The 23,437-nt window shown below is 63.6% G+C and carries 22 protein-coding genes; 18 read left to right on the forward strand and 4 right to left on the reverse strand.

What is annotated here, in order from left to right; translation table 11 throughout:
* The 10 genes from LDO54_RS39185 to LDO54_RS03500 form a co-directional block, all read left to right on the forward strand.
* Nucleotides 1–755 (forward strand): bacteriophage T4 gp5 trimerisation domain-containing protein (locus LDO54_RS39185; protein ID WP_436975492.1); only part of this gene is annotated, 755 nt, incomplete at its 5' end.
* On the forward strand, nucleotides 752–1,573 hold the full coding sequence (locus tag LDO54_RS03460; RefSeq protein ID WP_224006381.1) for a DUF4123 domain-containing protein: 822 nt from the start codon (nucleotides 752–754) through the stop codon (nucleotides 1,571–1,573). The genes LDO54_RS39185 and LDO54_RS03460, both read left to right, overlap by 4 nt.
* Nucleotides 1,570–2,112: a DUF3304 domain-containing protein gene (locus LDO54_RS03465; protein ID WP_224006384.1), complete on the forward strand. Its 543-nt coding sequence runs from the start codon at nucleotides 1,570–1,572 to the stop codon at nucleotides 2,110–2,112. Before LDO54_RS03460 ends, LDO54_RS03465 begins: the two co-directional genes overlap by 4 nt.
* 175 nt (nucleotides 2,113–2,287) lie before the next feature.
* The gene (locus LDO54_RS03470) at nucleotides 2,288–2,713 is read left to right on the forward strand and encodes a DUF3304 domain-containing protein (protein WP_224006387.1); all 426 of its coding nucleotides are present in this window, start codon (nucleotides 2,288–2,290) and stop codon (nucleotides 2,711–2,713) included.
* A gap of 241 nt (nucleotides 2,714–2,954) precedes the next feature.
* On the forward strand, nucleotides 2,955–3,452 hold the full coding sequence (locus LDO54_RS03475; protein WP_224006390.1) for a DUF3304 domain-containing protein: 498 nt from the start codon (nucleotides 2,955–2,957) through the stop codon (nucleotides 3,450–3,452).
* A 12-nt stretch (nucleotides 3,453–3,464) separates the two neighbouring features.
* Nucleotides 3,465–5,381, forward strand: coding sequence for a T6SS phospholipase effector Tle1-like catalytic domain-containing protein (locus tag LDO54_RS03480; protein ID WP_224006393.1), 1,917 nt, complete (start codon nucleotides 3,465–3,467; stop codon nucleotides 5,379–5,381).
* Nucleotides 5,382–5,462: 81 nt separating this feature from the next.
* Nucleotides 5,463–5,720 (forward strand): PAAR domain-containing protein, encoded by a 258-nt coding sequence (locus LDO54_RS03485; protein ID WP_224006396.1) that lies wholly within the window; start codon nucleotides 5,463–5,465, stop codon nucleotides 5,718–5,720.
* A gap of 1,076 nt (nucleotides 5,721–6,796) precedes the next feature.
* Nucleotides 6,797–8,992, forward strand: coding sequence for a TonB-dependent receptor (locus LDO54_RS03490; RefSeq protein ID WP_224006399.1), 2,196 nt, complete (start codon nucleotides 6,797–6,799; stop codon nucleotides 8,990–8,992).
* Nucleotides 8,993–9,260: 268 nt separating this feature from the next.
* Nucleotides 9,261–9,944: a Fe2+-dependent dioxygenase gene (locus LDO54_RS03495; protein WP_224006402.1), complete on the forward strand. Its 684-nt coding sequence runs from the start codon at nucleotides 9,261–9,263 to the stop codon at nucleotides 9,942–9,944.
* Nucleotides 9,941–10,624, forward strand: a complete 684-nt coding sequence (locus LDO54_RS03500) for a PepSY-associated TM helix domain-containing protein (protein WP_224006405.1) — start codon at nucleotides 9,941–9,943, stop codon at nucleotides 10,622–10,624. The genes LDO54_RS03495 and LDO54_RS03500 overlap by 4 nt, the downstream gene beginning before the upstream one ends.
* 17 nt (nucleotides 10,625–10,641) lie before the next feature.
* Here LDO54_RS03500 and LDO54_RS03505 read toward each other — a convergent pair whose 3' ends face one another.
* On the reverse strand, nucleotides 10,642–11,553 hold the full coding sequence (locus LDO54_RS03505) for a LysR family transcriptional regulator (RefSeq protein WP_224006408.1): 912 nt from the start codon (nucleotides 11,551–11,553) through the stop codon (nucleotides 10,642–10,644).
* Between the two features lie 160 nt (nucleotides 11,554–11,713).
* On the opposite strand from LDO54_RS03505, the gene LDO54_RS03510 reads away from it, so the two are divergent.
* Entirely contained in the window at nucleotides 11,714–12,637 is a 924-nt protein-coding gene (locus LDO54_RS03510; protein ID WP_224006424.1) for a DMT family transporter, read from the forward strand.
* Between the two features lie 37 nt (nucleotides 12,638–12,674).
* Here LDO54_RS03510 and cobF read toward each other — a convergent pair whose 3' ends face one another.
* Nucleotides 12,675–13,445, reverse strand: a complete 771-nt coding sequence (gene cobF / locus LDO54_RS03515) for a precorrin-6A synthase (deacetylating) (protein ID WP_224006427.1) — start codon at nucleotides 13,443–13,445, stop codon at nucleotides 12,675–12,677.
* A gap of 234 nt (nucleotides 13,446–13,679) precedes the next feature.
* On the opposite strand from cobF, the gene LDO54_RS03520 reads away from it, so the two are divergent.
* Entirely contained in the window at nucleotides 13,680–14,267 is a 588-nt protein-coding gene (locus tag LDO54_RS03520) for a LysE family translocator (protein WP_224006430.1), read from the forward strand.
* 26 nt (nucleotides 14,268–14,293) lie between these two features.
* On the opposite strand, the gene LDO54_RS03525 is transcribed toward LDO54_RS03520, so the two are convergent.
* Complete coding sequence (locus LDO54_RS03525) at nucleotides 14,294–15,169, reverse strand: AraC family transcriptional regulator (RefSeq protein WP_224006433.1); 876 nt, start codon at nucleotides 15,167–15,169, stop codon at nucleotides 14,294–14,296.
* A 133-nt stretch (nucleotides 15,170–15,302) separates the two neighbouring features.
* Between LDO54_RS03525 and LDO54_RS03530 the strand changes: the two genes are divergently transcribed.
* The 6 genes from LDO54_RS03530 (at nucleotide 15,303) to LDO54_RS03555 (ending at nucleotide 21,169) form a co-directional block, all read left to right on the forward strand.
* A complete protein-coding gene (locus LDO54_RS03530; protein WP_224006436.1) occupies nucleotides 15,303–15,854 on the forward strand; it encodes a GNAT family N-acetyltransferase in 552 nt (183 codons plus the stop codon).
* Between the two features lie 147 nt (nucleotides 15,855–16,001).
* The gene (locus LDO54_RS03535; protein WP_224006439.1) at nucleotides 16,002–18,356 is read left to right on the forward strand and encodes a HAMP domain-containing protein; all 2,355 of its coding nucleotides are present in this window, start codon (nucleotides 16,002–16,004) and stop codon (nucleotides 18,354–18,356) included.
* A 19-nt stretch (nucleotides 18,357–18,375) separates the two neighbouring features.
* Nucleotides 18,376–19,155 carry a methyl-accepting chemotaxis protein gene (locus LDO54_RS03540; protein ID WP_224006442.1) on the forward strand — a complete coding sequence of 260 codons (780 nt, stop codon included), beginning with the start codon at nucleotides 18,376–18,378 and terminating at the stop codon, nucleotides 19,153–19,155.
* Nucleotides 19,152–19,694 (forward strand): hypothetical protein, encoded by a 543-nt coding sequence (locus tag LDO54_RS03545; protein ID WP_224006445.1) that lies wholly within the window; start codon nucleotides 19,152–19,154, stop codon nucleotides 19,692–19,694. Before LDO54_RS03540 ends, LDO54_RS03545 begins: the two co-directional genes overlap by 4 nt.
* A 51-nt stretch (nucleotides 19,695–19,745) precedes the next feature.
* Nucleotides 19,746–20,762 (forward strand): chemotaxis protein CheX, encoded by a 1,017-nt coding sequence (locus LDO54_RS03550; RefSeq protein ID WP_224006448.1) that lies wholly within the window; start codon nucleotides 19,746–19,748, stop codon nucleotides 20,760–20,762.
* 41 nt (nucleotides 20,763–20,803) lie between these two features.
* Nucleotides 20,804–21,169, forward strand: coding sequence for a response regulator (locus tag LDO54_RS03555; RefSeq protein WP_065064350.1), 366 nt, complete (start codon nucleotides 20,804–20,806; stop codon nucleotides 21,167–21,169).
* A 94-nt stretch (nucleotides 21,170–21,263) separates the two neighbouring features.
* Here the strand turns inward: LDO54_RS03555 and LDO54_RS03560 are convergent.
* Nucleotides 21,264–23,437, reverse strand: a 2,174-nt coding sequence (locus LDO54_RS03560) for an FdhF/YdeP family oxidoreductase (protein WP_436975493.1), incomplete at its 5' end; no start/stop codon positions are given.

Here is a 23,437-nt window from a genome sequence, read left to right on the forward strand (position 1 = left end):
ATCACGCGACCAACCTGCCACCCTACGAACTGCCGCGCCACAAGACGCGCATGACGATCAAAAGTCAGACGCACAAGGGAGAGGGCTATAACGAACTGCGTTTCGAGGACGAGAAGGACCAGGAGGAAATCTACGTTCACGCGCAGAAAGATCAGAACATCCACGTCAATCACGATGAAACAACCTTCATCGGCAACGACCGCCGGGAGAACGTCGAACACGATGAAACGATCGACATCGGTCACGACCGCACGGAGAGCGTGGGTAACGACGAGCAGGTGAGCATCGGACACAACCGGATGCACACCATCGGTCAGGACGCGATGCTCTCCATCGAGCGCAATCACACGATCAATATTGGCAAGGATCGCGTCGAGCAGGTCGGCAACCACCGCAAGGACCAGACCACGGCGAATCACATCATCGACGTGGGCGGGCATGTCGAGGCCACCGTGCAGGGTCACCACAAGCTCAGCGCGGGTCAGAGCATCGAGCGGCAGACGCAGCAGTACGAACTGAAGGCCGGTGAACGCGCTGTATTGCGGGGACCCGGTGGGTCGATCACGATAGACGATAACGGTATCACTATCGAAGGCATCGCCATCAAGCTCAAGGGGCCGCTTCAGGCGGGTGGCGAAGGCAAGGGCAATGTGTTCGGCATCCAGGGGCATCCCAACGCCGGGCAGGAGAGTGACTTCTGCCTGGCGTGCTTTCTTCGTGCTGCTGCGACGGGCGGTGGGTTGGTGCCGGCATGAGCCCGAATCGCGCATACCTGTTCGACGGCGCGCTGCTGCGAGAGCACGGTGAATCTCTGGATGCACTTCAGACGACACAGGCCATCTATCTCTATCGCGATCTCGGTGATGAGGCGGCGGCCGTGGGCCCGATCCTGGTGCCCGACACGCAAGCGGTGCAGGCATTTGCCAATCGGCTTGTCAACGCCGAGGATAGTCGCCGCTTTACCGCCAGCCTGCTTATCTCCCGCGTATCGCTGGCAAGTCTCGCTGAGCACCTGTCCCGGTTGCGCTACGTCGAAACCACGCACGAAGCGCCCCGCCGGTACTTCCTGCGCTATGCGGACACGAGAGTGCTTTCGGCGCTGCGTCAGGTGGCAACGCCCGAACAGCAGCATGACCTGATGGCGGATGTCGAGCGATGGGTATGGGTCACGCCGGACAAGGCTTTCCTGGAACTCAGGCGGGACATCGAGTGGAACGGTACGTCGAGCGGATTGCCCCTTCAATTCACACCGGAACAACTCACGCGCTTCATTCGGCAGGGCCGCTATCACGAACTGCTGCAGGCAACGCTGGATCACTGTCCTGAATCGGCGACGCTCGGTACGCTGGGTGAACGCCACGAATGGACCCGGCAAGCCAGCGAGTGGGTGAGAGCGCAGGATATTCGGGATGCGGGAATCCAGGTGGCCGTCAACGAGTCGGCATGGAGAACACGCGGTGCCGCGATGGCATCGGATGAATTCGTTTCGGTCGTGCGCGAGGCCGTGCAAGAAGGCAGCACGAGCATCATCCGACGCTGGTCTGTGGCTCGTGTCGTTGGAAAAACATCATGACTGGCGATTTACGGTGTTTTCGTCATGCCGTACTCGCCATGGCCGCACTGTTGCTGCCCTGCATGAGTGTCATGGGTTGTCGCAAAGCGCCAGCGGAGAACCGACTGGAGGCCGTCATGCTGACCGGTATTGATCATCTTCCTGATCACGTGAGCGTGCAGCATTTCACGGTGAATGGAACAGATGGGTTTCAGGCGGGCGATGGCGCAAGGGTCGTTTGCTGCGCGCGGCTCCCATTGCACTGGACGCCGGGCCTGACGGTCAAGGTGCGCTGGAGCGAAGACAACTGGCGCGACTGTAAAGGTGAATGGCATGAGGCAACTGTGCCCGTTGCGCAATACGACTATCCCGCGCACATCTACGTGCATTTCATGCGAGATGGGACCGTGCGTGTGGTGTCCACCGACAAGGGGTACTGGCCGCCAGGCTATCCCGATCCCGACAACGACATTCCACAGAAAGAGCCGTGGGATGTCTGGCCTCCGATGAAGCATTGTCCACAGAATTTCAATAACCCGGATATCGACTACAACATGTAAGGAATACTGACCATGGACATTGAGATCGGCACGCATCCGCTCGGCGCGACGCCTGGCATGCGGCTCAGGCATAGCAGCGTCATCGGAAGTTGCCATGAATGAAAGGTGTTTCCGTTTCCCGCTGCGAGAGAGGCGACGAGGAATCGATATCGGACTTCGTTCTGTCGTACTCGCCATGACCGCACTGTTGCTGCTCTGTATGAGCGTTACGGGCTGCCGCAAAGCGCCAGCAGAAAACCGACTGGAGGCCGTCATGCTGACCGGTATTGATCATCTTCCCGATCACGTGAGCGTGCAGCATTTCACGGTGAATGGAATAGATGGGTTTCAGGCGGGCGATGGCGCAAGGGTCGTTTGCTGCGCCCGGTTGCCGCTGCACTGGACGCCGGGCCTGACCGTCAAGGTGACGTGGAACGTCACCAACTGGCGCGATTGCATCGGCGAGAATCGAGAAGCCGTTGTGCCCGTCGCGCAATACGACTATCCAGCACACGTATACGTGCATTTCATGCGAGATGGGACCGTGCGTGTGGTGTCCACCGACAAGGGGTACTGGCCGCCAGGCTATCCCGATCCCGACAACGACATTCCGCAGAAATAGCCGTGGAAGATTTGGCCATCAACCCTTCACTGCAGGCATCTATACAGCAAAGACGTCATTGTTTCATGAGGCGAATCCATGAGCCAGAAGGTTGGTGTGCATAAGCCCGGCGCGACGCCGGGCGCGCGGCACAAGCACAGCAGCGTCATCGGGAGGTCCAGTGAGTGAAAAGTGTTCGGGTTTCTCAGTGCAGGAGCGGCGACGAGGAATCGATATCGGATTTCGTTCTGTCGTGCTCGCCATGACCGCACTGTTGCTGCTCTGCATGAGCGTTACAGGTTGCCGCAAAGCGCCAGCGGAGAACCGACTGGACGCCGTCATGCTGACCGGTATTGATCATCTTCCCGATCACGTGAGCGTGCAGCATTTCACGGTGAATGGAACAGATGGGTTTCAGGCGGGGAAAGGCGGAAGCGACATTTGCTGCGCCCGGTTGCCGCTGCACTGGACGCCGGGGCTGACCGTCAAGGTGACGTGGAACGTAACCAACTGGCGCGATTGCACCGGCGAGAATCGAGAAGCCGTTGTGCCCGTCGCGCAATACGACTATCCCGCACACATATACGTGCATTTCATGCGCGATGGGACCGTGCGTGTGGTGTCCACCGACAAGGGGTACTGGCCGCCAGGCTATCCCGATCCCGACAACGACATTCCGCAGAAAGAACCGTGGGATGTCTGGCCTCCGATGAAGCATTGCCCGAACTGGTTTCCTAATCCCCACATGCACGAAATGTAAGGAGCGAGTTTCATGACCGTGGAAATTGGTATGCATCCGCTCGGCACAACGCCTGGCATCACGCGCGTCTTTCCTTCGCGACTCCCCCACACCGAGAACTGCGAGGTCACGCTGAACATTGGCGTGTTTTTCGATGGCACCGGTAACAACAAGGACTGGAACGACGATGACGGCTGTACTCCCCCGCAAGGCTCGCAATACGCGCGACGCAAGCACAGCAATGTCGCCCGGTTACTTGCCGCGTATCCCGATCAGCCGGATCGAGGGTATTACAGAATCTACATCGAAGGGGTGGGCACACCATGCCCGGCAATTGGCGAGGACAAACCCGCGCCGATGGGTGGCGCAATGGGCCGCGGGGGCGAAGGACGTATTCACCTAGCCCTGCTGCAACTGCTGAACACCCTTGTTAGGGCCGCGTCGCCGGGCCAATTGGCCCGCGTGTTCGATGACGACACCATCAAGGCACTCTGCCGAAACAGATCGACCGGATTTCTCCACTCCGGCTACGACAACCCCGAGGACTCGGCGGCATTGAAGAAGGTCCGGCGCTCAACGCTGGGCGGTCTGCTGACCGACCGCATGTCCACCAATCGGGAAAGCGCTGCGGACTTCTATCGCGCTCAGATGCACTACATCGAGGACTACATCAAGAAGTCGCGCAAGCCCAAGCCGGTGGAGATCATGGTCGACATCTATGGCTTCTCGCGTGGGTCTGCAGCGGCCCGGGTGTTCTGTAGCTGGCTCTGTGAACTGGCGGCTAACGGGACCTTATGTGGCCTGCCGCTGACTGTGCGCTTTCTCGGCCTGTTCGACACGGTTGCTTCGGTGGGTGTACCCAATGAGCCATCTCTTGTCGGCAACCTGGCCAATGGCCATATGATGTGGGCGCAACCGCAATGGTTGCGCGTACCGGCGGCGGTCAGGAATTGCCTGCATCTGGTGGCGATGCACGAGAATCGCGCTTCGTTTCCAGTGGACCTCGTAAGCGTGGCCGGAAAACTGCCCGCCAATTGCCATGAGTTCGCCTTTCCTGGTATGCATTCGGACGTGGGTGGTGGCTATCTGCCGAATGAGCAGGGGCGCGGCACAATCGACGGAACAATGGACGAATGCGACAGCGACAAGCTCTCGCAGATTTCGTTGTCGATCATGCTGAGGGCCGCGCAGGCGGCGGGGTCACCACTCAAGACTCAGAACGCGGTCACAGGCACAGCAGCCGACGCCTACAACCCGTTCCTGGTTCACGACAACCTTAGAGCCGCCTACGAAAACTTCCACCGCTTACGTGGCGGCGAGAAGCGCCAGACCGCGCAGTGGCTGATGACTTACCTTGCATGGCGCTACCAGGCACGCCACAGCTATACACAACTACCGTGGCGCGCACGCGTCAGTGCGAATTCCAGCGATCACGATGACCTTGACGGTGCCAACGCATTGTTGCTCGATGACATTGCCGCGCTGGACAACACCGAAGGCATCTGGAAACCCGTCTATCTGGCGGAGCGCTTGTTACCCAAAGCCGTAACAAGCGGCTTGTTCCTGAATAGCAATTTGAGAACCGTCCGCCTGCTTGCGCCCGAAGCCCGCGCCGTGTTGAAACGTATGCGCGCCCATCCGACGGTCGACGCTGCCGAAGCGAAACTGTTCGGCGGCTATATACACGACTCGGTGGCCGGGTTCCGGCCATGGGATCAGTTCCTCTACGAGTGCCGCAAGGTCATGCCGATCAGTTGGGACCTGGAGGGTTATCTTCGCTACCGTCGTTTCTGGACCGGTAGCAACGAGGCCCTGACACTCAAGGTCGAACAACCGCAGCCACTCCCGGATGTATCCCGGGCGCAGGTGGCGCACATGCCGCAGCAACCAGCCAGCATAAAGGGTTACGGCGTGAGGAGTTCGCCAGTACCCGCTGACACACGGCAATGATCTCGCAGTTGCGTCTGGACCATTAAGCCGAATCATTGTCCAATCAACGCGCAATTTCTCAATCATAATGAAGGAGTTCTTATGAAACCCGTCGCGCTCGTTGGCCACCGTCATTCCTGCCCACTGCACGGACCGGGCACTATCGTTACTGGCGCTACTGAAGCGACTGTCAATGGCAAGGCCATTGCCCGTGTGACGGATCGCATCAGCTGCGGCGCGACGATCATCACTGGAGCCGCGAATTGCGAAATCGAAGGTCATGCAGTCGCGCGGAAGGGGGACCATACAGACCATGGTGGCGTGCTCGAAGAAGGCGATAGTGGCTGGATGGTCGAATAAGCAGGTGGCGTCTCGGTGAGCACACGGGTGAAGGCATATCAGCGCTGATGCAACCTGTGCACGACGGTTTTCCGGCAGCACGTGCACGAGTGAATGCAGAAGGTTTTGCCGTGCAAGCCGCCAGAGTCTGGACGATGCGCGGCGGGCAACCGAAGCACTGGAAGGTGGGAGTTTGTCGAACGTCTACGACAGTGCTCCCGCCCGCACGCATTGGAATGGCCATCGGTGCCAGGCAGCGCACGTACCGTTCAGGCGGCGCGCTGCACATCGCGAGCGTGACGCGCACAATTCGCTGCGCATCAAAGAGTTAGCTCCGATATCCCAAGGTTACGCACAGGGCTTTGAACAATTTCTGTGGACAAGCTGTTGCCTGTTTTTGCGTCAACCAGTGTGGTGTGCCAAATCCATGCGATGCCGAAAAAAACGCAGTTGCGTCAGTGGGTTGGCGCATTCGCCCCAAGGTTACGCACAGGGCTGCCAACAATTTCTGTGGATAAGGTTTTAGGCGCTGTGAGTGTGGGATATGCGCCTTGTTACCAAGCCGATGCACGGCGTGAACCGATGCGCGGCGTCCGGCATGGTGCAGATAGCTCGTTAATGCGATTACGGCGTTGGCGCACCTATACGCATTCTCTATTGGCCTCCACAGGTCAAGCATGCGCTCGTCCCAATCTCCAATTTAAAGAAATGCGGAATCCTGCCTAAATCTCGAAGCCTCCATTCTTCACACACCCTCCAATAAACCAATAACTCAGACAAATATCCCGCCAACAAAAAATTACATAAACCAATCCACAAAATTACATTTCCATTAATCCAGTTGAATATAAAAAACCCCCACACTTTGTAGCTGAAACGCATCAATCAATTGAAATAAACGGAAAGATCTGGAATGATACTGATTCTCATTTGCTTGCCCGGATCCACACCGTTCCGGGCTCGTTGAATCCAACCTAGCCAGCCTGTCGTCGAGCCTTCGTCAACTGAAGGGGCGGCCAGCCAGCCAACAGAATCCGCGTCGATCGCGCCTCCTTCGCGCGTTCCATCGACTGGCTTTTCGCCGCACAGGGACCCCCATGTTGAACAGGACGCCGCTCGCGAGTGCGCTCGCGCTGGCTTTTGCCGTACCTATCGCATCGCCCGCGTTCGCTCAGAGCGCGCCCATCGCCGCTTCGGCGGTGAGCGCCGCTGCGCCCGCCAACAAGAACGCCGCGTCGGACGGCGCCACGCTGCCCGCCGTCTCGGTGTCGGCCGATGCGCCGTCGCAGGATTTCCAGGCCGAGAAATCGTCGGTCGGCGCCAAGACGCCCACGGCGTTGCGCGACATTCCGCAGTCGGTCACGGTGATCAACAAGGCGCTGCTGCAATCGCAAGGCGCGACCTCGTTCCAGGATGCGCTGCGCAACGCACCCGGCATCACAATCGGCGGCGCGGAAGGCGGCCAGATCGGCAACAACATCAATCTGCGCGGATTCACGGCGCAGAACGACATCTATCTCGATGGCTTTCGCGACCGCAACCAGTACTATCGCGATACCTTCGACCTCGAATCGATCGACGTGCTGTACGGCCCGTCGTCGATGCTGTTCGGGCGCGGTTCGACGGGCGGTGTGATCAATCAGGTGAGCAAGCAGGCCGGTCTCAAGCCGATCACCGAAGTCTCGACGACGGTCGGCACCAGCGACCGCTATCGCGCGACCGTCGACGTCGATCGTCCGCTCGGCGACCACGCGGCGTTCCGCCTGAACGCGTTCGGCCAGTCGCTCGGCTCCACGCGCGACCAGATGAAGAACAAGGACTACGGCTTCGCGCCGACGCTGCGCTTCGGCATCGGCACGCCCACGGAAGTCACGCTTTCGGCGCTCATCCAGCACAACTACGATCAGCCCGATTACGGCGTGCAGTCGATCAACGGTCACGCGTTCGCGCCGTCGAAGGGCACCTATTACGGTCTCACCGACGACCGCACGATTCAGGACGTGCAGACCGTGTCCGCGCGCGTGGATCACAAGTTCAACGATCAGTTCAAGATCAGCAACCAGACGCAGTTCTCGCACTCGCTCACCGATGCGCGCGAGACCGCGGCGGGCGCGGTGCTGACCGGGCCGCTCGCGTCGAGCACGGCGCTCAAGAATGGCAACTACACGACGCTGCCGCTTTCCGATCTCTATGTGAAGCTCGCGAGCCACGATCGCGTGATCGAGAACCACTCGATCTACAACGATACGATGGCTACGTACAAGTTCAACACGGGACCGCTCAAGCACGAGATGCTCGCGGGCATCGAGATCGGTCACGACAGTTATACGAATCAGGCGTACACGCGCAACAATCTGCCGATTGTGTCGCTGCTCGATCCGGTCTATATCCCGACGCCCTCGAACGTCACGCAGACGGTCGGCAATCACGCGGAGTCGGGCGCGACCACGTTCGCGGCGTACTTCAACGAAACGATGTCGATCGGCGAGCACTGGAAACTGATTGGCGGCGTGCGCTGGGATCGCTTCCAGGCGCACATCGCGAATACGATCAGTGCTCCGAACTATGCGGACCAGACCAACACGTTCACGAGCGTACGCGCGGGCGCGATCTATCAGCCGACCGACTGGCAGTCGTATTATTTCTCGTACGGCACCTCGTTCGATCCGTCGCTCGAAGCGCTCACGGTCACGAACAACACGCAGAATCTCGCGCCGGAGCACACCAAGTCGTATGAAGTGGGCGGCAAGTGGGATCTGCTTGGCGGCAATCTTTCGGTGACATCGGCGTTCTTCCAGCAGGAAATGGACAACGCGCGCACGCAGACCTCGACGGGCGAGTACACGCTCGAAGGCGACATTCGCGTGCGCGGCTTCCAGGCGGGCGCGACGGGCCACATCACCGACAAGTGGCAGGTGTTCGCGGGCTACACGTATATGGACGGCATCGTGCTTCAGGCGGCCGACGGCACGCAGGGCCACACGCCCGCGAACACGCCGCGCAACACCTTCACGCTGTGGACCACCTACGCGTTCGCGCCGCATTGGGAAGTGGGCGGCGGTCCGACCTATATGTCCTCGCGCTACGCGGCCAACACGAACTACGTGGAAGTGGGCGGCTACACGCGCTGGGACGCGATGGCCGGATACCATGCGAAGAAGTGGGACGTGCGTCTGAACGTGCTGAACATCACGAACAAGTTCTACTACGATGCGCTGATCCAGTCGGATGGCGGGCGTTCGGTGCCGGGCGTTGGCCGCACGGTGCTCGCGACGTTCGACTACCGCCTCTGATCGGTTCGACGACTGGAGTTGCCGCGCCGTCGTGTGAGTAATCGTGTGCGCGCGCATCGAATCGGCGACGCTTGAACGTTGCTTCGATGCACGCGCGCACGGCAACGCGGATGTCACGCAAAGCCCGCATGATCATGCGGGCTTTGGCGCGTCCGGTGCGATCGACGTACGAAGCGAAGTGCACAATACCGCTTGAAACAAGGCCTGAAATACGGCGTAACACGTGCGGCGCGAAGTCAACTGTAAGCCAGCGAAGAAGGAAGCGATAATGCTGATTCACATCCCCAATGTACTGACACCCGAGCAGGTGCGCGCGGTGCGCGAACGGCTCGACAATGCGGGCGATGCCTGGGTCGATGGCCGTGCAACGGCCGGGTGGCAGGGCGCGCCCGTCAAGCGCAATCAGCAGATCGCGGAACACACGCCGATCGCGCGCGAACTCGGCGACGTGGTGCTGGCCGCCATCGAGCGCAATCCGCTTTTTATCAGCGCCGCGCTGCCCAATCAGGTTTATCCGCCGCTGTTCAATCGTTATGAAGGCGGCATGACGTTCGGCTCGCATGTCGACGGTGCGGTGCGCGTGCTGCCCAACGGCCTGAAGCTGCGCACCGATGTGTCGGCCACGCTGTTTCTCTCGGCGCCCGAGGAGTACGACGGCGGCGAGCTCGTGATCGAAGACACCTATGGCGTGCAGGAAGTGAAGCTGGCCGCGGGCGACATGATCGTGTATCCGGCCACGAGTCTGCATCAGGTGAAGCCCGTCACGCGCGGCGTGCGCGTCGGCAGCTTCTTCTGGGTGCAGAGCCTCGTGCGCGACGACACGAAACGCGCGCTGCTTTTCGACATGGATACCGCCATCCAACGCTTGAACGCGAGCGACGCCGACGCCCAGGCGCGGCGCAGTCTCGTGGGCTGCTACCACAATCTTTTGCGTATCTGGAGTGAGACGTGAGTTCTTCCGAATCGGCCGTTTTTATCGACGATAACCAACGCGCCGAACGCGCGAAACGTTCGCGCCGCGCCACCTTCATCAAGTGGCTGCGCAAGGTGCATGGCTGGGTGGGCTTGTGGGGCGCGGCCCTCGGCTTGCTGTTCGGCGTGACGGGCTTCGTGCTCAATCACCGCATGGAGCCGCTGCGCATTTCGCCGGGCGCGCCGCAGGTGTCGTCGATGCAGCTTCCCGTGCCCGATCCCGCGCCCGACACGCCGCGCGAGATGGCGAAGTGGCTCAAGTCGCAGCCTGATCTGAAGCTGCCGCAGCGCATGGGCCGCGTGCAGAAGGAGCCCGAGCACAAGGTGGCCTGGGGCGATCGCGAGACCGTGCAGCCCGAGCACTGGCAGATGATGTTCACGGCGCCGCATGAAAACGTGGCCGTCGAATACTGGGTGGGCAACGATTTCGTCACGCTCAAGCGCACCGACAATTCGCTGATGGCGACCATCACGAATCTGCACAAGGGCGTGGGCATGAGCATCGGCTGGGTGCTGTTCATCGACACCTTCGCGGGCGCGCTGATTCTGCTTTCGCTCACGGGCGTGCTGCTGTGGACCGAGCTGAACAAACGCAAGACCATCGGCGCGGTGCTGCTGATCGGTTCGATCGTCGTGGGTGTGTGCGTCGGGCTGGGTTGAATCCGCGCTCGATCCAGTCAGCCCAGATGCCGCGCAAGATAGTCGATGAACGCGCGCACCTTCGGCGGTAAAAAACGGTTGGGCGGATAGAGCAGCCAGACCGGGCCGAAATAGGCGCGCGCTTCGAACGTCCATTGCGGCAGCACTTCGACGAGGTCGCCGGCGCGCAACGCGTCGGCGGCGGTGAACTCGGGCAGGCAGGCAACGCCCCAGTCGTCGATGGCCGCTTCGAGCCGCGCGCCCGCGTGGTTCGCGATATAGCGGCCCTTCACCTCGACAGTCTGCGTCTGCGTACCGCGACGCAAACGCCAGCGATGATCGTCGGCGCTCTCTCCCAGCCACAGGCAATCGTGCCGCGCGAGATCGCGCGGCGTCTTCGGCGTGCCGCGCGTTTTCAGATACGCGGGCGACGCGCACAGCAGCCAGCGCACCTCGCCCAGTTGACGCGCGGCGAGCCCCGGCGGCGGCGTGCGCGTCGGGCGGATCACGAGATCGAGCCCGTCGCGCAGCGGATCGAGTTCGTGATCGGCGAACACGAGCTGCACGTCCACATCGGCGCATTCGCGCAGAAAGCCCGGAATCAGCGGATGAATCACGGTCTTCGCATAGGCCGTGGGCGCGCTCACGCTGACGCGGCCCTGCGGTTTGGCCGCGAGCTGGCCCGCCGCGTCGACGGCGCCCGCCGCCGCGCTCACCATGTCGCGGCAATGGCGATACACCTCCTCGCCCGATTCGGTCACGCGCACCTGACGCGTCGATCGCTCCAGCAGACGCGCGCCCAGCGCTTCTTCGAGACGCTTGATCTGGCGGCTGACCGTCGACGGCGTGCTGCCGAGCTGACGCGCGGCCACAGAGAAATTGCCCGCTTCGACCACGCGCGCGAAGGCGGCGAGGTCGGGCAGCAGGGCGAACAGGGTGTTCGGATTCATCGTTTCCCGACGAAGCGTGGATGACGCAATTTGTGCGTTTGCGACATAAAAGCTGTGCGCGACGACCCGATTATCGCGACGAATGCAAGGCTGGACAATAGGCGCTCGCCGCTGTTTTCCGTCGCTTTGCGCTGCAATGTCCGCCAACGAGGTTCATGCCATGTCCGCTCCACGCCATCCATCGATGCATCTCGCCGACTGGCTGCTGCTCGTCGTCGCCTTCGTCTGGGGCACGAGTTACGGCGTGGTGAAGGACGCGCTCGCGTTCTATCCGGTGCTGGGGTTGCTGGCGCTGCGCTTCGGCATCACCTTCGTGCTGCTCTCGCCCGCGCTGCGGACGTTGAGCACGGCGTCGCGCCGCGCGCTCGGCGGCGTGCTTTGCGCGGGCGCGCTGCTGCTGGGGATTTTCCTGTGCGAGACCTTCGGCGTGATGCTCACGCGCGCGTCGAACGCGGCGTTCCTGATCAGCCTGTGCGTGGTGCTCACGCCGCTCGCGGAATGGGCGATGTTGCGGCGGCGTCCGTCGCGTGCGGAATGGGCGGCGGTGGCCGTCTCGCTCGCGGGCGCGTGGCTGCTGGCGGGCGGCGACTACCGGCCCAACGCGGGCGACGCGCTGATCCTGCTCGCGGCGCTCCTGCGCGCGGTTTCCGTCTGCGTGACCCGGCGCGTGATGCGCGACGCGGCGGTCGCGCCGCTCGCCGTGACCGCCGTGCAGGCGGGCTGCGTGGCGGCCGGCAGCGCGGTGATCGCCCTCGTATTCGCGCGCGGACAGTGGCAGCCGCTGCCCACGCTCGCCGCGCATTGGCCGTTCTGGAGCAGCGTGGCGTGGCTCGTCGGCGCCTGCACACTCTTCGCCTTCTTCACCCAGAACTACGCCGTGCGCCGCAGCAGCCCGACGCGCGTGGCCTTGCTGATGGGCAGCGAACCGGCGTTCGGCGCGCTGTTCGCCTGCGTGTGGCTCGGCGAGCGCCTGAGCGTGGCCGCGTGGACGGGCGGCGCGCTGATCGTCGCGGCGTCGCTGTTCGCGGTGGTGCCGTGGCGGCGCACGGCGGCGAACCGCGCGAGCGAAGCCGTCAACGCCTGAACGCGCGCATCGATAAATCGCTCGCGCTCGAACGCCCTCAGTCCTTCACGCCGCGCTTGCGCAGCAGATACGTATCCATGATCCAGCCGTTCGCCTCGCGCGCCTCGCCGCGCACGCGCACGATCTCGTCCTTCACGTCATCGAGCTTGCCCGCCACGAGAATCTCGTCGGGCGTGCCCACATACGCGCCCCAGTAAATGTCGAGATCCTCTCCATCGAGTTGCGTATAGGCGTTCTGCGCGTCGAGCATCACGACGGCGCTATCGGCATCGCCCGGAAAGCCGTTTTCGACGAGCCGACGCCCCGTGGTGATGCTCACCGGCTTGCCGATGAAATTGAGCGGCACGCGATGCTTCGCGGCCAGCGCCTGCACGCTGCTGATGCCCGGAATGACCTCGAATTCGAACGCGAGCCGCCCTTCGGCGAGGATCGCATCGAGAATGCGGATCGTGCTGTCGTAGAGCGCGGGATCGCCCCAGACGAGGAACGCGCCGCATTGCCCATCGGCGAGTTCATGCTCGATCAGCCCTTCGAACACGCGCTGCTTGTCGCGATTCAGCTCGTCGACAGCCGCCTTGTATTCGACGCCGTCGCGCCGACGCTCGGGACTCGTCGCCTCGACGATGCGGTAGTTCGGGTCCTCGATAAAGCGCGCGCAAATCTCTTTGCGCAGCGCCACGAGCTTGTCTTTCGCGGGGCCCTTGTCCATCACGAAGAACACATCGGCGGCGTTGAGCGCCTTGATGGCCTGCATGGTCAGATAGTCGGGATCGCCCGCGCCGATGCCGATGATGAGGATCTTTTTCACGTCGATAGTCCGGTGAGTGCGTCGTCCGCGCGTATGCCGTAGATAGCCGCGCGCGGCGAGCAGAAGGCCGGAAATGATAGCGCGAGTTGCGCCGCACGCCCATTTCGCCGCCGTCGCTGACCTCGCGGGTTTCGCGATGTCGACACGCTCACGGTCATTTTCTTCAATACGCGTGGGCGCGCGCTGCGTACGCTCGACGCTGAATCATCGCCGCCCGGCGTATCGAGGAGAATCGTGAGCACTGTCCTGTCCATGGCCGCCTTTGCGCTGGCCACTTCCATCACCCCCGGACCCGTCAACATCGTCGCGCTCGGCGCGGGCGCGCGCTACGGCTTGCGCGCGAGCCTGCGCCACGTGACGGGCGCGACCGTGGGCTTCGCGCTGCTGTTGCTGCTGATCGGCCTCGGCCTGCACGAACTGCTGACGCAATGGCCGTTTCTCACGCGCGCGATCGAATGGGCGGGCGTGGCGTTTCTGCTGTACGTGGCGTGGCGGCTCGCCATCGACGATGGCCGTATCGACGCCTCGCGCGACGCGCGCGGCCCCTCGCTGATGACCGGCGCGGCGATGCAATGGCTGAACCCGAAAGCGTGGCTCGCCTCGGTGGCGGGCATGGGCGCGTACGCGGCGTCGGGCGAGAAGGCGCTGGTCTGGCAGTTCGCCGCGATCTACTTCGTGGTCTGCTACGCGTCGATTGCGTGCTGGGCGTGGGCGGGCGCGTCGCTGCGCCAGGCGCTGCGCGAGCCGTCGCGCGTGCGCTTCGTGAACCGGCTGATGGCCGCGCTGCTGGCGGCCAGCGCAATGTGGCTGCTGTTCGGCTGACGCTTGCTTGACGCCGGCCCGAGCCTTCAGCCGCGATACTGCCCAGGCGTCGCCGCGACGAATTGCCGGAACGCGCGCTGCAAATGCGCCTGATCGGCGAAACCCGCTTCGGCGGCGACGTCGGCGATGGCGTGGCCGCGCCGCAATTGCGCGCGGCTGAACTCGATGCGCCGGTTCACGACATAAGCGTGCGGCGTCATGCCGTACTGCTCGCGAAACGCGCGGATCAGATGCGAAGGCGAGAGGTCGGCGGCGGCGCAAATCTCGTCGAGCTTGAGCGCGCGCGTGTAATTGCCGTCGATGAATTCGGCGGCGCGCGCGAGACGCGCGTTCGGTTCGCGCGCGGCGAGCGGCGCGGGATCGGGCTGCATGGCCGGGTGCACGGCTTCGTGCAGGGCCTGAATCAGCGCCGTGAAATACGCCGTCACGGCGCGTTCCTTGTTCAGCACGCTTTCACGCGGACCGGTCAGCGTGTCGTACAGCGCGTTGAGCCCGGCGAACAAGGCGGGATCGCGCGTGAGCGTCGGCTCGAACGGGCGCAGGCCGTCTTGCGCGCCGAAACCCAGCGCGCGTTGCAGATTCGCGAGCCAGTCCACATCGACATAAAACATGCGATACGCCCACGGTTCATCGGCGGCCGGATTGCACGCGTGCACGACGTTCGCGTTGATGATGACCACCGTTCCCGCGCCGATGTGCTGCAAGGTATTGCCGTTCAGATAGCTGCTGTGCCCGCCCGTGACCGCGCCGATCGAGAACGTGCTGTGCGCGTGACGGCCATAGCTGACCTTGCGGCCATCGGCGATGGCGCGCACTTCGATGAAGGGCAGGGCGTCGTCGCGCCAGAAGCTCGGGGTGCTCGGCGCCAGCGTGCTGGCAGCGTTGGCGGACGTGGACGGCATGGGCGGGCTCGCGGAAAAACAGCGTGAAGGCTTGATGGTAGCGCAAAGCGGGCGGGAATTCGGGCGAGGCGGGCAAGCGCGTCCGTGCTACCTTGCTCGCTCCCGGATTCGCCGCCATCGCCAGACTACGCCTATGAACGAAGTGCCGAACGCCGCGCCGCTCACCATCCGCACGCTCGCTGAAAACGATATCGACGCCTTTCGCGCCATGCGCGTGCAAGCCGCCGAAGACACGCCGTTCGCCATCGTGTCCACGCCCGAAGAAGAGGCGCGCTGGACTCGCGAGGAGAACCTCGCGCGCGTGCGCGAAACCGATCGGCAATGCGTGTTCGGCGCGTTCGACGGTGAGCGGCTCGTGGGCATCGTCGGCTGGCGGCGCGAGCCGCGTGTGAAGTTCGCGCACAAATCGCTCATCTGGGGCGTGTTCGTCGATCCCGCGTACCGGCGCACCGGCCTCGCGCGCCGCTTGATGGAAAGCGCCATCGAGCGCGCGCGTGCGTTCGGCCTGGAGCAGGTTCAGCTCAGCGTCAGTGCGCGCAATCCGCGCGCGCAGGCGCTCTACCGCGCGCTCGGCTTCGAAATTTACGGTACCGAACCCCGCGCGATGCGCATCGCCAACGACTATTTCGACGAAGACCTCATGGTGCTTTCGCTCACCGCGCCATTAAGCACAATAAAGAATTAGAGTCTGTGTGCTAGTACACGAATTAAGTACGTTCATCATTTCGTCATACGGATGCGCCGATAATTCCCTTTGAATAATTGGCCTCCCGTGTCACGAGCCGCGCAACCATTAGCGCGGCCGGCACGGTGCGGCTCGGGGGTTTTACACATGACCATTCGTCACCGCATCACGCTTCTCATCGTGCTGATGTTCGTCGCGTTGTCCGCCATCGGCGGCTACGCGGTCTATCAGACGCGCCGCAGTGCCACCGACGTCCATCAGGTCACGCAGGGCGTCGTGCCGAGCGCACTCGCTTCCTCCGACCTCGTCTCGATCGTGAAGGACGTGCAGCTCGCGACGATGACGCTCGTCTACGCGCCCGACGCGACCACCGCGCAACTCGCGCAGGACGACCTCAAGAAGAAGGAAGCCGACTTGCGCGCCGCGCTCGACGTGCAGCGCAAAGCCGCCGCGAGCCACGCGCAGGACGGCCTCGTCGCGCAGGCGCAGGAAAGCATCACGAATTATTTCAGCGCCATCGACGACACCGCGAAGATGAAAGCCGCGGGCAAGAACGAACTGGCGCAGGCCTATCTGTTCGCGAACGTGGCGCAGTATCGCGACGAACTCGAAGGCATCGTGACCACGATGCGCGTCGAGAAGAACCGCCAGAAGGACGACGCGATCAGCGCGCTCAACGGCATGCTCGACACGACCACCAGCGCGATCGCCGGTGTGACGGGCGGCGCGGTGCTGCTGCTCACGGTGATCGGCCTGCTACTGTATCGCCAGATCACGCGCCCGCTCTCGCGCATGCAGCAGGAGATGAGCGAGATCGCCACGAGCCAGGACTTCACGCGCCGCGTGCCGGTGGGCCGTCTCGACGAGATCGGTCATTCGATCGTCGCGTTCAACGGCATGATCGAGAAGATCCAGCACAGCTCGGCGCAGCTCAAGCGCAAGACCGCCGACATTCAGGCGATGCTGCAGAACATGCAGCAGGGCATTCTCACGGTGGTCGAAGGCGCGACCATCCACAACGAGTACTCGGCCTATCTGGAAGCGATTTTCGAAACCAGCGAGATCGCGGGCCGCTCGCTGATGGACCTCGTGTTCTCGGACACGGAACTCGACGCCGACACGCTCTCGCAGATCGACGCCGCCGTGCACGCGTGCCTCGGCGAAGACGACGTGAACTTCGCGTTCAACCAGCATCTGCTCGTGAACGAAATCACGCGTACGATGCCCGATGGCCGAACCAAGGTGCTCGATCTGTCGTGGTCGGCGATCACCGACGAGAACGACGTCGTCGTGCGTCTGATGCTCTGCGTGCGCGACGTGACCGAGCTGCGCGAACTCGCGGCGGAAGCAGGCGAGCAGAAGCGCCGCCTGCAGATGATCGGCGAAATTCTCGCGGTCAGCGAAGAGAAGTTCCATCGCTTCGTGGAAAGCTCGAAGACGTTTATCCACGAGAACGAGCGCATCATTCGCCAGCACGATTGCGCCGATATGGACGCCGTCGCCGCGCTGTTCCGCAACATGCATACGGTGAAGGGCAACGCGCGCACGTATAGCCTCCAGCATCTCACGGGCGTGGTGCACGAAGTCGAGCAGCGTTACGACGCGCTGCGCCGCGAAGATCCCGATCACGTGTGGGATCAGCAGGCGCTGATCGCCGACCTGCATCGCGTGCGCGAAGCGGTCGACCACTACGCGTCGATCAACACCGACAGCCTCGGCCGTGGCGGCCGCACGCAAGACGGCAGCATCGCCATCGGCCGCGAGCAGATCGACGCGAGCCTGCGCCTGATCGACGACGCCAACGACCACGATCTCGACTCGCTGCGCGCGATGCGCACCGAACTGCGCCGCGTGCTGGGCGCATTCGGCACCGAGAGCGTGCGCGACGCGCTCGCGGGCGTGCTCGATTCGCTGCCGTCGCTCGCGCAGGAACTGGGCAAGGCCGCGCCGGTCGTGCAGATCGACGATCACGGCTGGCGTCTGCGCAGCGAAGCGGCGGGCACGGTCAAGGACGTCTTCACGCATCTGCTACGCAACTCGCTCGATCACGGCATCGAGACGCCCGCGCAGCGACGCGAGCAAGGCAAGGACGACGCGGGCCGCATTCATGTCGATGCGAACGTGATCGACGGCGCACTGCGTCTCGCTCTCGCCGACGACGGCCGCGGTCTCGCGCTCGAACGCATTCGCGGCATCGCCGTGCAGCGCGGCTGGCTCGCCGAAGACGAGATGGCGAGCGACGACGCGATCGCCGCCTTCATTTTCCGCGCGGGCTTCTCGACGGCGCAGCAGGTGACCGAAGTGTCGGGCCGTGGCGTGGGCATGGACGCGGTGCGCGACTTCCTCGAACGCGAAGGCGGCCGCATCGAACTGCGCTTCACCGACAGCCGCGAAGGCTCCGATTACCGGCACTTCGAAACGATCGTGTATCTGCCGCGCGCATGGGCCGTCGAAGGCGAGCCGGCGCGCGCCGCGCAGCAGGAAGAGGAAGCGCTGAGCTAAGCGCGGTTTGGGGGGGGCTGTGGTGTTTCCTTATCTGATTGGCGTGCTGGCGGGCGCCGTGGTCGTGGCGATTGTCGCGGCGGCGCTGCATCTGCGCGTGCGCGCGCGCACGAACGCGGCTGCGCAACGACAACTCGCGCAACACGACGAAGCACTCGCGCAGGCGCAGGCGCAAATCGACGACGCGCAGTCGCGCGCCGCCGAAGAACATGACGCGCTGGCCGCGCAGATCGAGACGCTGCGCGCCGAACTCGCGCAACGCAAAGCGGTCGCCGACGCGATGGAAGCGGCGCTGGCCGCCGAACGCGCGCGCGGCGCCGACGCCTTGCAGCGCGTCGAGCGCATCGCGGCAGAAGCGGCGCGCCTCCGGCAGATGTCGATGACGTTCGAGCGCTGGCACGAGCAGATGATCTCGCTGATGGCGCAAAACCACGACATGCACCAGAAGAATCAGGAGCTCTCGTCGATCGTGAGCCATGTGCTGATCGTGTCGCTGAACGCGTCGATCGAAGCGGCGCGCGCGGGCCCAGCGGGCCGGGGATTTTCGATCGTCGCGGGCGAAGTGCGCACGCTCGCCACGCGCTCGCAGGAATTGTCGAAGAGTTATCGCGACAGCTTGCATCGCAACGATTTGATTACGGCGGCGACGTTCCAGGACGTGCAGGCGGGCGGCAAGATGATCGCGGCTTCGCTCGCGAGCGTGGATTCGCTCACGCAGCAGTTGCGCACGCAGCTCGACGAATCGCGTAACAGCCACCTTGATTCGCAGCTCGATTCGCACACGCAGGCGCACGCATGATCGGTTCGAACGCGCAGGACAGTTTCGAGCGCATTTTCTTCGCGGCGGCGCGCTCGCGGCTCGTGACCGATGCGCAGCACGCGTGCGAATTCACGTCGGCCTCGAACGAGGTGGCACAGGGCGAGCACGTGATCGTGCTGACGATCTCGTCGATGCAGTTTCGTGTGTTGCTATTAATTCATCTTAAGGATGACGAAGCAACGCGCGCGTATTACACGGGCGAGTCGGCGGCGGGCGCGGGTCGGCCGCTCATCGAAACGTTCACGGAGTTCGGCAATCTGTGCTGCGGCTCGATGAACCAGCAACTGGTCGAACATTTTCCCGATCTCGGCATGTCCACGCCGTATGCGCTCTCGGGGCAGTGTTTGCCTTATCTGCGCGAACTGAAGCCCGATAGCGTGAAGTCCTGGGCGCTCACGCTCGACGGATCGGTGCGGCTGGGCGCGACGCTGTGCATCTGCACGCGCGCGCCGCTCGATTTCGTGGCCGCCGACATGGCGGTCGAGAGCGAAAGCGCGGGCGAACTCGAATTCTTCTGACGCGCCGCGTGCGCGTCGGTGACGTAAAGCAGGGAAGTCGGAAAGAGACGTATGAATACGAACAAGCCGGTCAGCAAGGTGCTGCTGCTCGAAAGCGATTCCGCCCGCGCGCTGGCGCTGGCGCAACCCGATGCCGCGCATCGCCTGATGGGCGTGCCGGTGCGCCGCGATGCGCTCGCGGCCGCGCTGCACGCGCACTACGACCTGGGCGGCGTGCTGCTCGGCGAGGACTTCGGCGGTTCGGCCGAAGCGGCGGCGGCGGTGGCCGTGGCGCTCGAAGTGGAGCGCCCGGAACTGCCGATCGTGCTGCGCCGGACCACGGACGGCGAATTGCCCGAAGCGCTGCGGCGCGTGCCGCGCGCGAGCTGGGACGAGCGCGATCCCGAGTCGCTGCACGCCGCGCTCGATGCGCATGTGTTTTCGCAGGACTACCCGGACCCGCTCGTGGACGGTATCGCCGACATGACGCTCGGCCGTCTGCGCGGGCTGTTTCCGGGCCTCGAAGTGAACTGGGACACGCCGAGCATCGTGCGCGACCGCATCATTTTCGGCGAGGTGCTCACGCTGATCCCGATCGAGACCGCGTGGTGCCGTGGCTGGCTGCTGATGCAGACCGAGGAAACGCCGCTCATCGACATGCTGCCGACGCGCGAAGGGCGCGGCGCGCGCGAGGAAGCGAGCGATTTCCGCGATCTGAACGGGGTGCTCGGCGAACTCACGAATCTGGTTTGGGGCGCGTTCCGCAACCGCTATCTCGGCCACGCGCGCCATGCGGGTGCGGGTGCAGGCGCGGGTGATGAAGCCGGCGACGGCGGCTGGGTGCGTGCGCAGGTGCAGGTGCCGCTGCTCATCAATCATCGGCGGCGCTATTTGTCGTTCGGCTCGGACAATCCGCAGCTGTGCATCAAGTACCGGCTCACGTGCCCGAAGACGGGCCGCGAGGCGGTGATCGATCAGCGTTTCGTGTTCAGCCTCGGCTGGTCGCGCGAAGGTTTCGACGAGACGGCCGCTCTGGCCGCGGCCGCCGCCGAGCCGGAACCGGTGAGCGGCGAACTCGAACTGTTTTGACGTCAAGATGCGCCGCACACGGCGCAAAGGAAAGAGACAACATGGCAAAGATTCTGGTGGTGGACGATTCGAGCACGGTGCGCGACGAAGTCGCGGGCTTTCTGCGCAAGAACGGCCTCGACGTCGATACGGCGGTGGACGGCAAGGACGGCCTCGCGAAGCTGAAGGCGAATCCGGGCGTGAAGCTCGTCGTGAGCGACGTGAACATGCCGAACATGGACGGCCTCACGATGGTCGAAAAGATCCGCAGCGAACTCGCGAACACGGCGGTCAACGTGGTGATGCTCACCACGGAAAGCAGCCCGGCGATGAAGGAGCGCGGCAAGGCCGCCGGCGTGCGCGGCTGGATCGTCAAGCCGTTCAAGGGCGAGGCGGTGCTGGAGACGTTCAGGAAGATGGCGGGGTGATCGCTGACTGAGCGATTCTTGCGCCCATGAAAAAAAGGCCTGCATTTGCAGGCCTATTTCTTTGATTCCACGTGACGACCTATTGGCGAAACCCTCAAGCCGCCAACGCCGCCGCCCCCGCCTTCGCCGGCATCAACAACACCGGAATCGACTTCGACGTCGGCGTGCCCGCGCCATCCGCGATCGACTCCAGCGGCACGAGCGGATTCGTCTCGGGATAGTACGCCCCCAGACAGCCGCGCGGAATGTCGTACTCCACGAGCATGAAGTCGGTCACATGACGCTCGATGCCGTCGTCCCAGACGCTCGTGATATCCACGAACTGGCCCGGCTCGAAGCCGAGCATCGTCATGTCCTCGCGGTTCGCGAACAGCACGCGGCGCAGGCCGTACACGCCGCGATAACGGTCGTCGAGACCGTAAATCGTCGTGTTGTACTGATCGTGCGAGCGCGTGGTCATCAGCGTCATGAGCTTCTGGCCGTGTTCGGCGCGCGCGCGGTGGATCGGCGTATCGAGTGCGATCGCGTGCACCACGAACTGCGCCTTGCCGCTCGGCGTCTTCCACACGCGGTCGCGCGACGCGACGCCCAGGTGGAAGCCGCCCGGATGCTTGAGGCGCTCGTTGTAGTTCTGGAAGCCGTCGAACACCTGCTCGATGCCGTCGCGGATCTTCGCGTAATCGCCGGCCTGATCGAGCCAGTCCACCTTCTCGCTGCCGAGCGTGGCGTGCGCCATGCGCGCGACGATGGCGATTTCCGAAAGCAGATTGTTCGACGCCGGACGGTTCATGCCGTACGAGATGTGCACCATGCTCATCGAGTCTTCGACGGAGACGCCTTGCGGCACGCCGTTCTGCAGGTCGATTTCGGTGCGGCCGAGCGTCGGCAGGATCAGCGCGTCCTCGCCGTGCACGAGATGGCTGCGGTTGAGCTTGGTCGTCACGTGCACCGTGAGAGCGCACGAGCGCATCGCGTCGAAGGTGCGCGGCGTGTCGGGCGTGGCGATCGCGAAGTTTCCGCCGAGGCCGATGAACACCTTCACGCGGCCTTCGAGCATTGCGTGAATGGTTTCGACCACGTCATAGCCGTGCTCGCGCGGCGGCTCGAAATCGTAGGCCTTGCCCAGACGGTCGAGGAACGCCTGAGTCGGCTTTTCTTCGATGCCGACCGTGCGGTCGCCCTGCACGTTCGAGTGGCCGCGCACCGGGCACAGGCCCGCGCCGCGGCGGCCGATATTGCCGCGCATCATCATCAGATTCGAGAGCAGCTGAATGGTCGCCACCGAATTCTTGTGCTGCGTGATGCCCATGCCCCACGTCGAAATGACGGCCTTGCCCTTGATGTAGATGTCGGCGAGCTTGAGCACTTCTTCGAGCGGCACGCCCGCTTCGGCGACGATCGTGTCCCACGATTCGGCGCGCAGATCGGCGGCGAAGCTGTCGAAGCCCACCGTATGTTCGGCGATGAAGGCGACGTCGAGAATGCGTTCCGTGCCTTGCGCGACGGCTTGATCGTCGACTTCGATCACGCGCTTGGCCATGCCCTTGATCAGCGCGAAGTCGCCGCCGATGCGCGGGCGGATGAACACCGAGCTGATCTCCACGCCCTTCGGCGAGAGCATGTCGAGCGTGTGCTGCGGGCTCGCGAAGCGCTCCAGGCCGCGTTCCTTGAGCGGATTGATCGAGACGATGGTCGCGCCGCGCTTGGCGCATTCGCGCAGTTCGCCGAGCATGCGCGGGTGATTGGTCGCGGGATTCTGACCGAAGATCAGCAGCGTGTCGGCGTGCTCGAAGTCGTCGAGCGTGACCGTGCCCTTGCCGATGCCCACCGTGCCCGGCAGGCCGCGGCTGGTGGCCTCGTGGCACATGTTCGAGCAGTCGGGGAAGTTGTTGGTGCCGTACATGCGCACGAACAGCTGATAGAGGAACGCGGCTTCGTTGCTCGCGCGGCCCGAGGTGTAGAACGCGGCGCGGTCCGGATCGTCGAGCGCCTTGAGGTGCTTCGCGATCAGCGCGAACGCGTCGTCCCATTCGATCGGCACGTAGCGGTCGCGCTGGGCGTCGTAGACCATCGGATCGGTCAGGCGGCCGTGCTGCTCAAGCTCGTAGTCCGACTGCGCCATCAGTTCGGTGACGGTGTGCTGCTCGAAGAAGGCCGGCGTCACGCGCTTGCTGGTCGCTTCGGCGGCCACGGCCTTCACGCCGTTCTCGCAGAATTCGAAGGTCGAGGCGTGCTCGCGGTCGGGCCACGCGCAGCCGGGGCAGTCGA

The organism is Paraburkholderia tropica, assembly GCF_914484835.1.
Lineage (GTDB): Bacteria > Pseudomonadota > Gammaproteobacteria > Burkholderiales > Burkholderiaceae > Paraburkholderia > Paraburkholderia tropica_A.

Coding starts and splice junctions, on each gene's coding strand:
- LDO54_RS03485 (WP_224006396.1), top strand. CDS start 5,463: ATGAAACCCGTCGCGCTCGTTGGCCACCGTCATTCCTGCCCACTGCAC.
- LDO54_RS03460 (WP_224006381.1), top strand. CDS start 752: ATGAGCCCGAATCGCGCATACCTGTTCGACGGCGCGCTGCTGCGAGAG.
- LDO54_RS03505 (WP_224006408.1), bottom strand. CDS start 11,553: ATGAATCCGAACACCCTGTTCGCCCTGCTGCCCGACCTCGCCGCCTTC.
- LDO54_RS03480 (WP_224006393.1), top strand. CDS start 3,465: ATGACCGTGGAAATTGGTATGCATCCGCTCGGCACAACGCCTGGCATC.
- LDO54_RS03475 (WP_224006390.1), top strand. CDS start 2,955: ATGACCGCACTGTTGCTGCTCTGCATGAGCGTTACAGGTTGCCGCAAA.
- LDO54_RS03555 (WP_065064350.1), top strand. CDS start 20,804: ATGGCAAAGATTCTGGTGGTGGACGATTCGAGCACGGTGCGCGACGAA.
- LDO54_RS03470 (WP_224006387.1), top strand. CDS start 2,288: ATGACCGCACTGTTGCTGCTCTGTATGAGCGTTACGGGCTGCCGCAAA.
- LDO54_RS03550 (WP_224006448.1), top strand. CDS start 19,746: ATGAATACGAACAAGCCGGTCAGCAAGGTGCTGCTGCTCGAAAGCGAT.
- LDO54_RS03465 (WP_224006384.1), top strand. CDS start 1,570: ATGACTGGCGATTTACGGTGTTTTCGTCATGCCGTACTCGCCATGGCC.
- LDO54_RS03535 (WP_224006439.1), top strand. CDS start 16,002: ATGACCATTCGTCACCGCATCACGCTTCTCATCGTGCTGATGTTCGTC.
- LDO54_RS03530 (WP_224006436.1), top strand. CDS start 15,303: ATGAACGAAGTGCCGAACGCCGCGCCGCTCACCATCCGCACGCTCGCT.
- LDO54_RS03510 (WP_224006424.1), top strand. CDS start 11,714: ATGTCCGCTCCACGCCATCCATCGATGCATCTCGCCGACTGGCTGCTG.
- LDO54_RS03490 (WP_224006399.1), top strand. CDS start 6,797: ATGTTGAACAGGACGCCGCTCGCGAGTGCGCTCGCGCTGGCTTTTGCC.
- LDO54_RS03525 (WP_224006433.1), bottom strand. CDS start 15,169: ATGCCGTCCACGTCCGCCAACGCTGCCAGCACGCTGGCGCCGAGCACC.
- LDO54_RS03545 (WP_224006445.1), top strand. CDS start 19,152: ATGATCGGTTCGAACGCGCAGGACAGTTTCGAGCGCATTTTCTTCGCG.
- LDO54_RS03495 (WP_224006402.1), top strand. CDS start 9,261: ATGCTGATTCACATCCCCAATGTACTGACACCCGAGCAGGTGCGCGCG.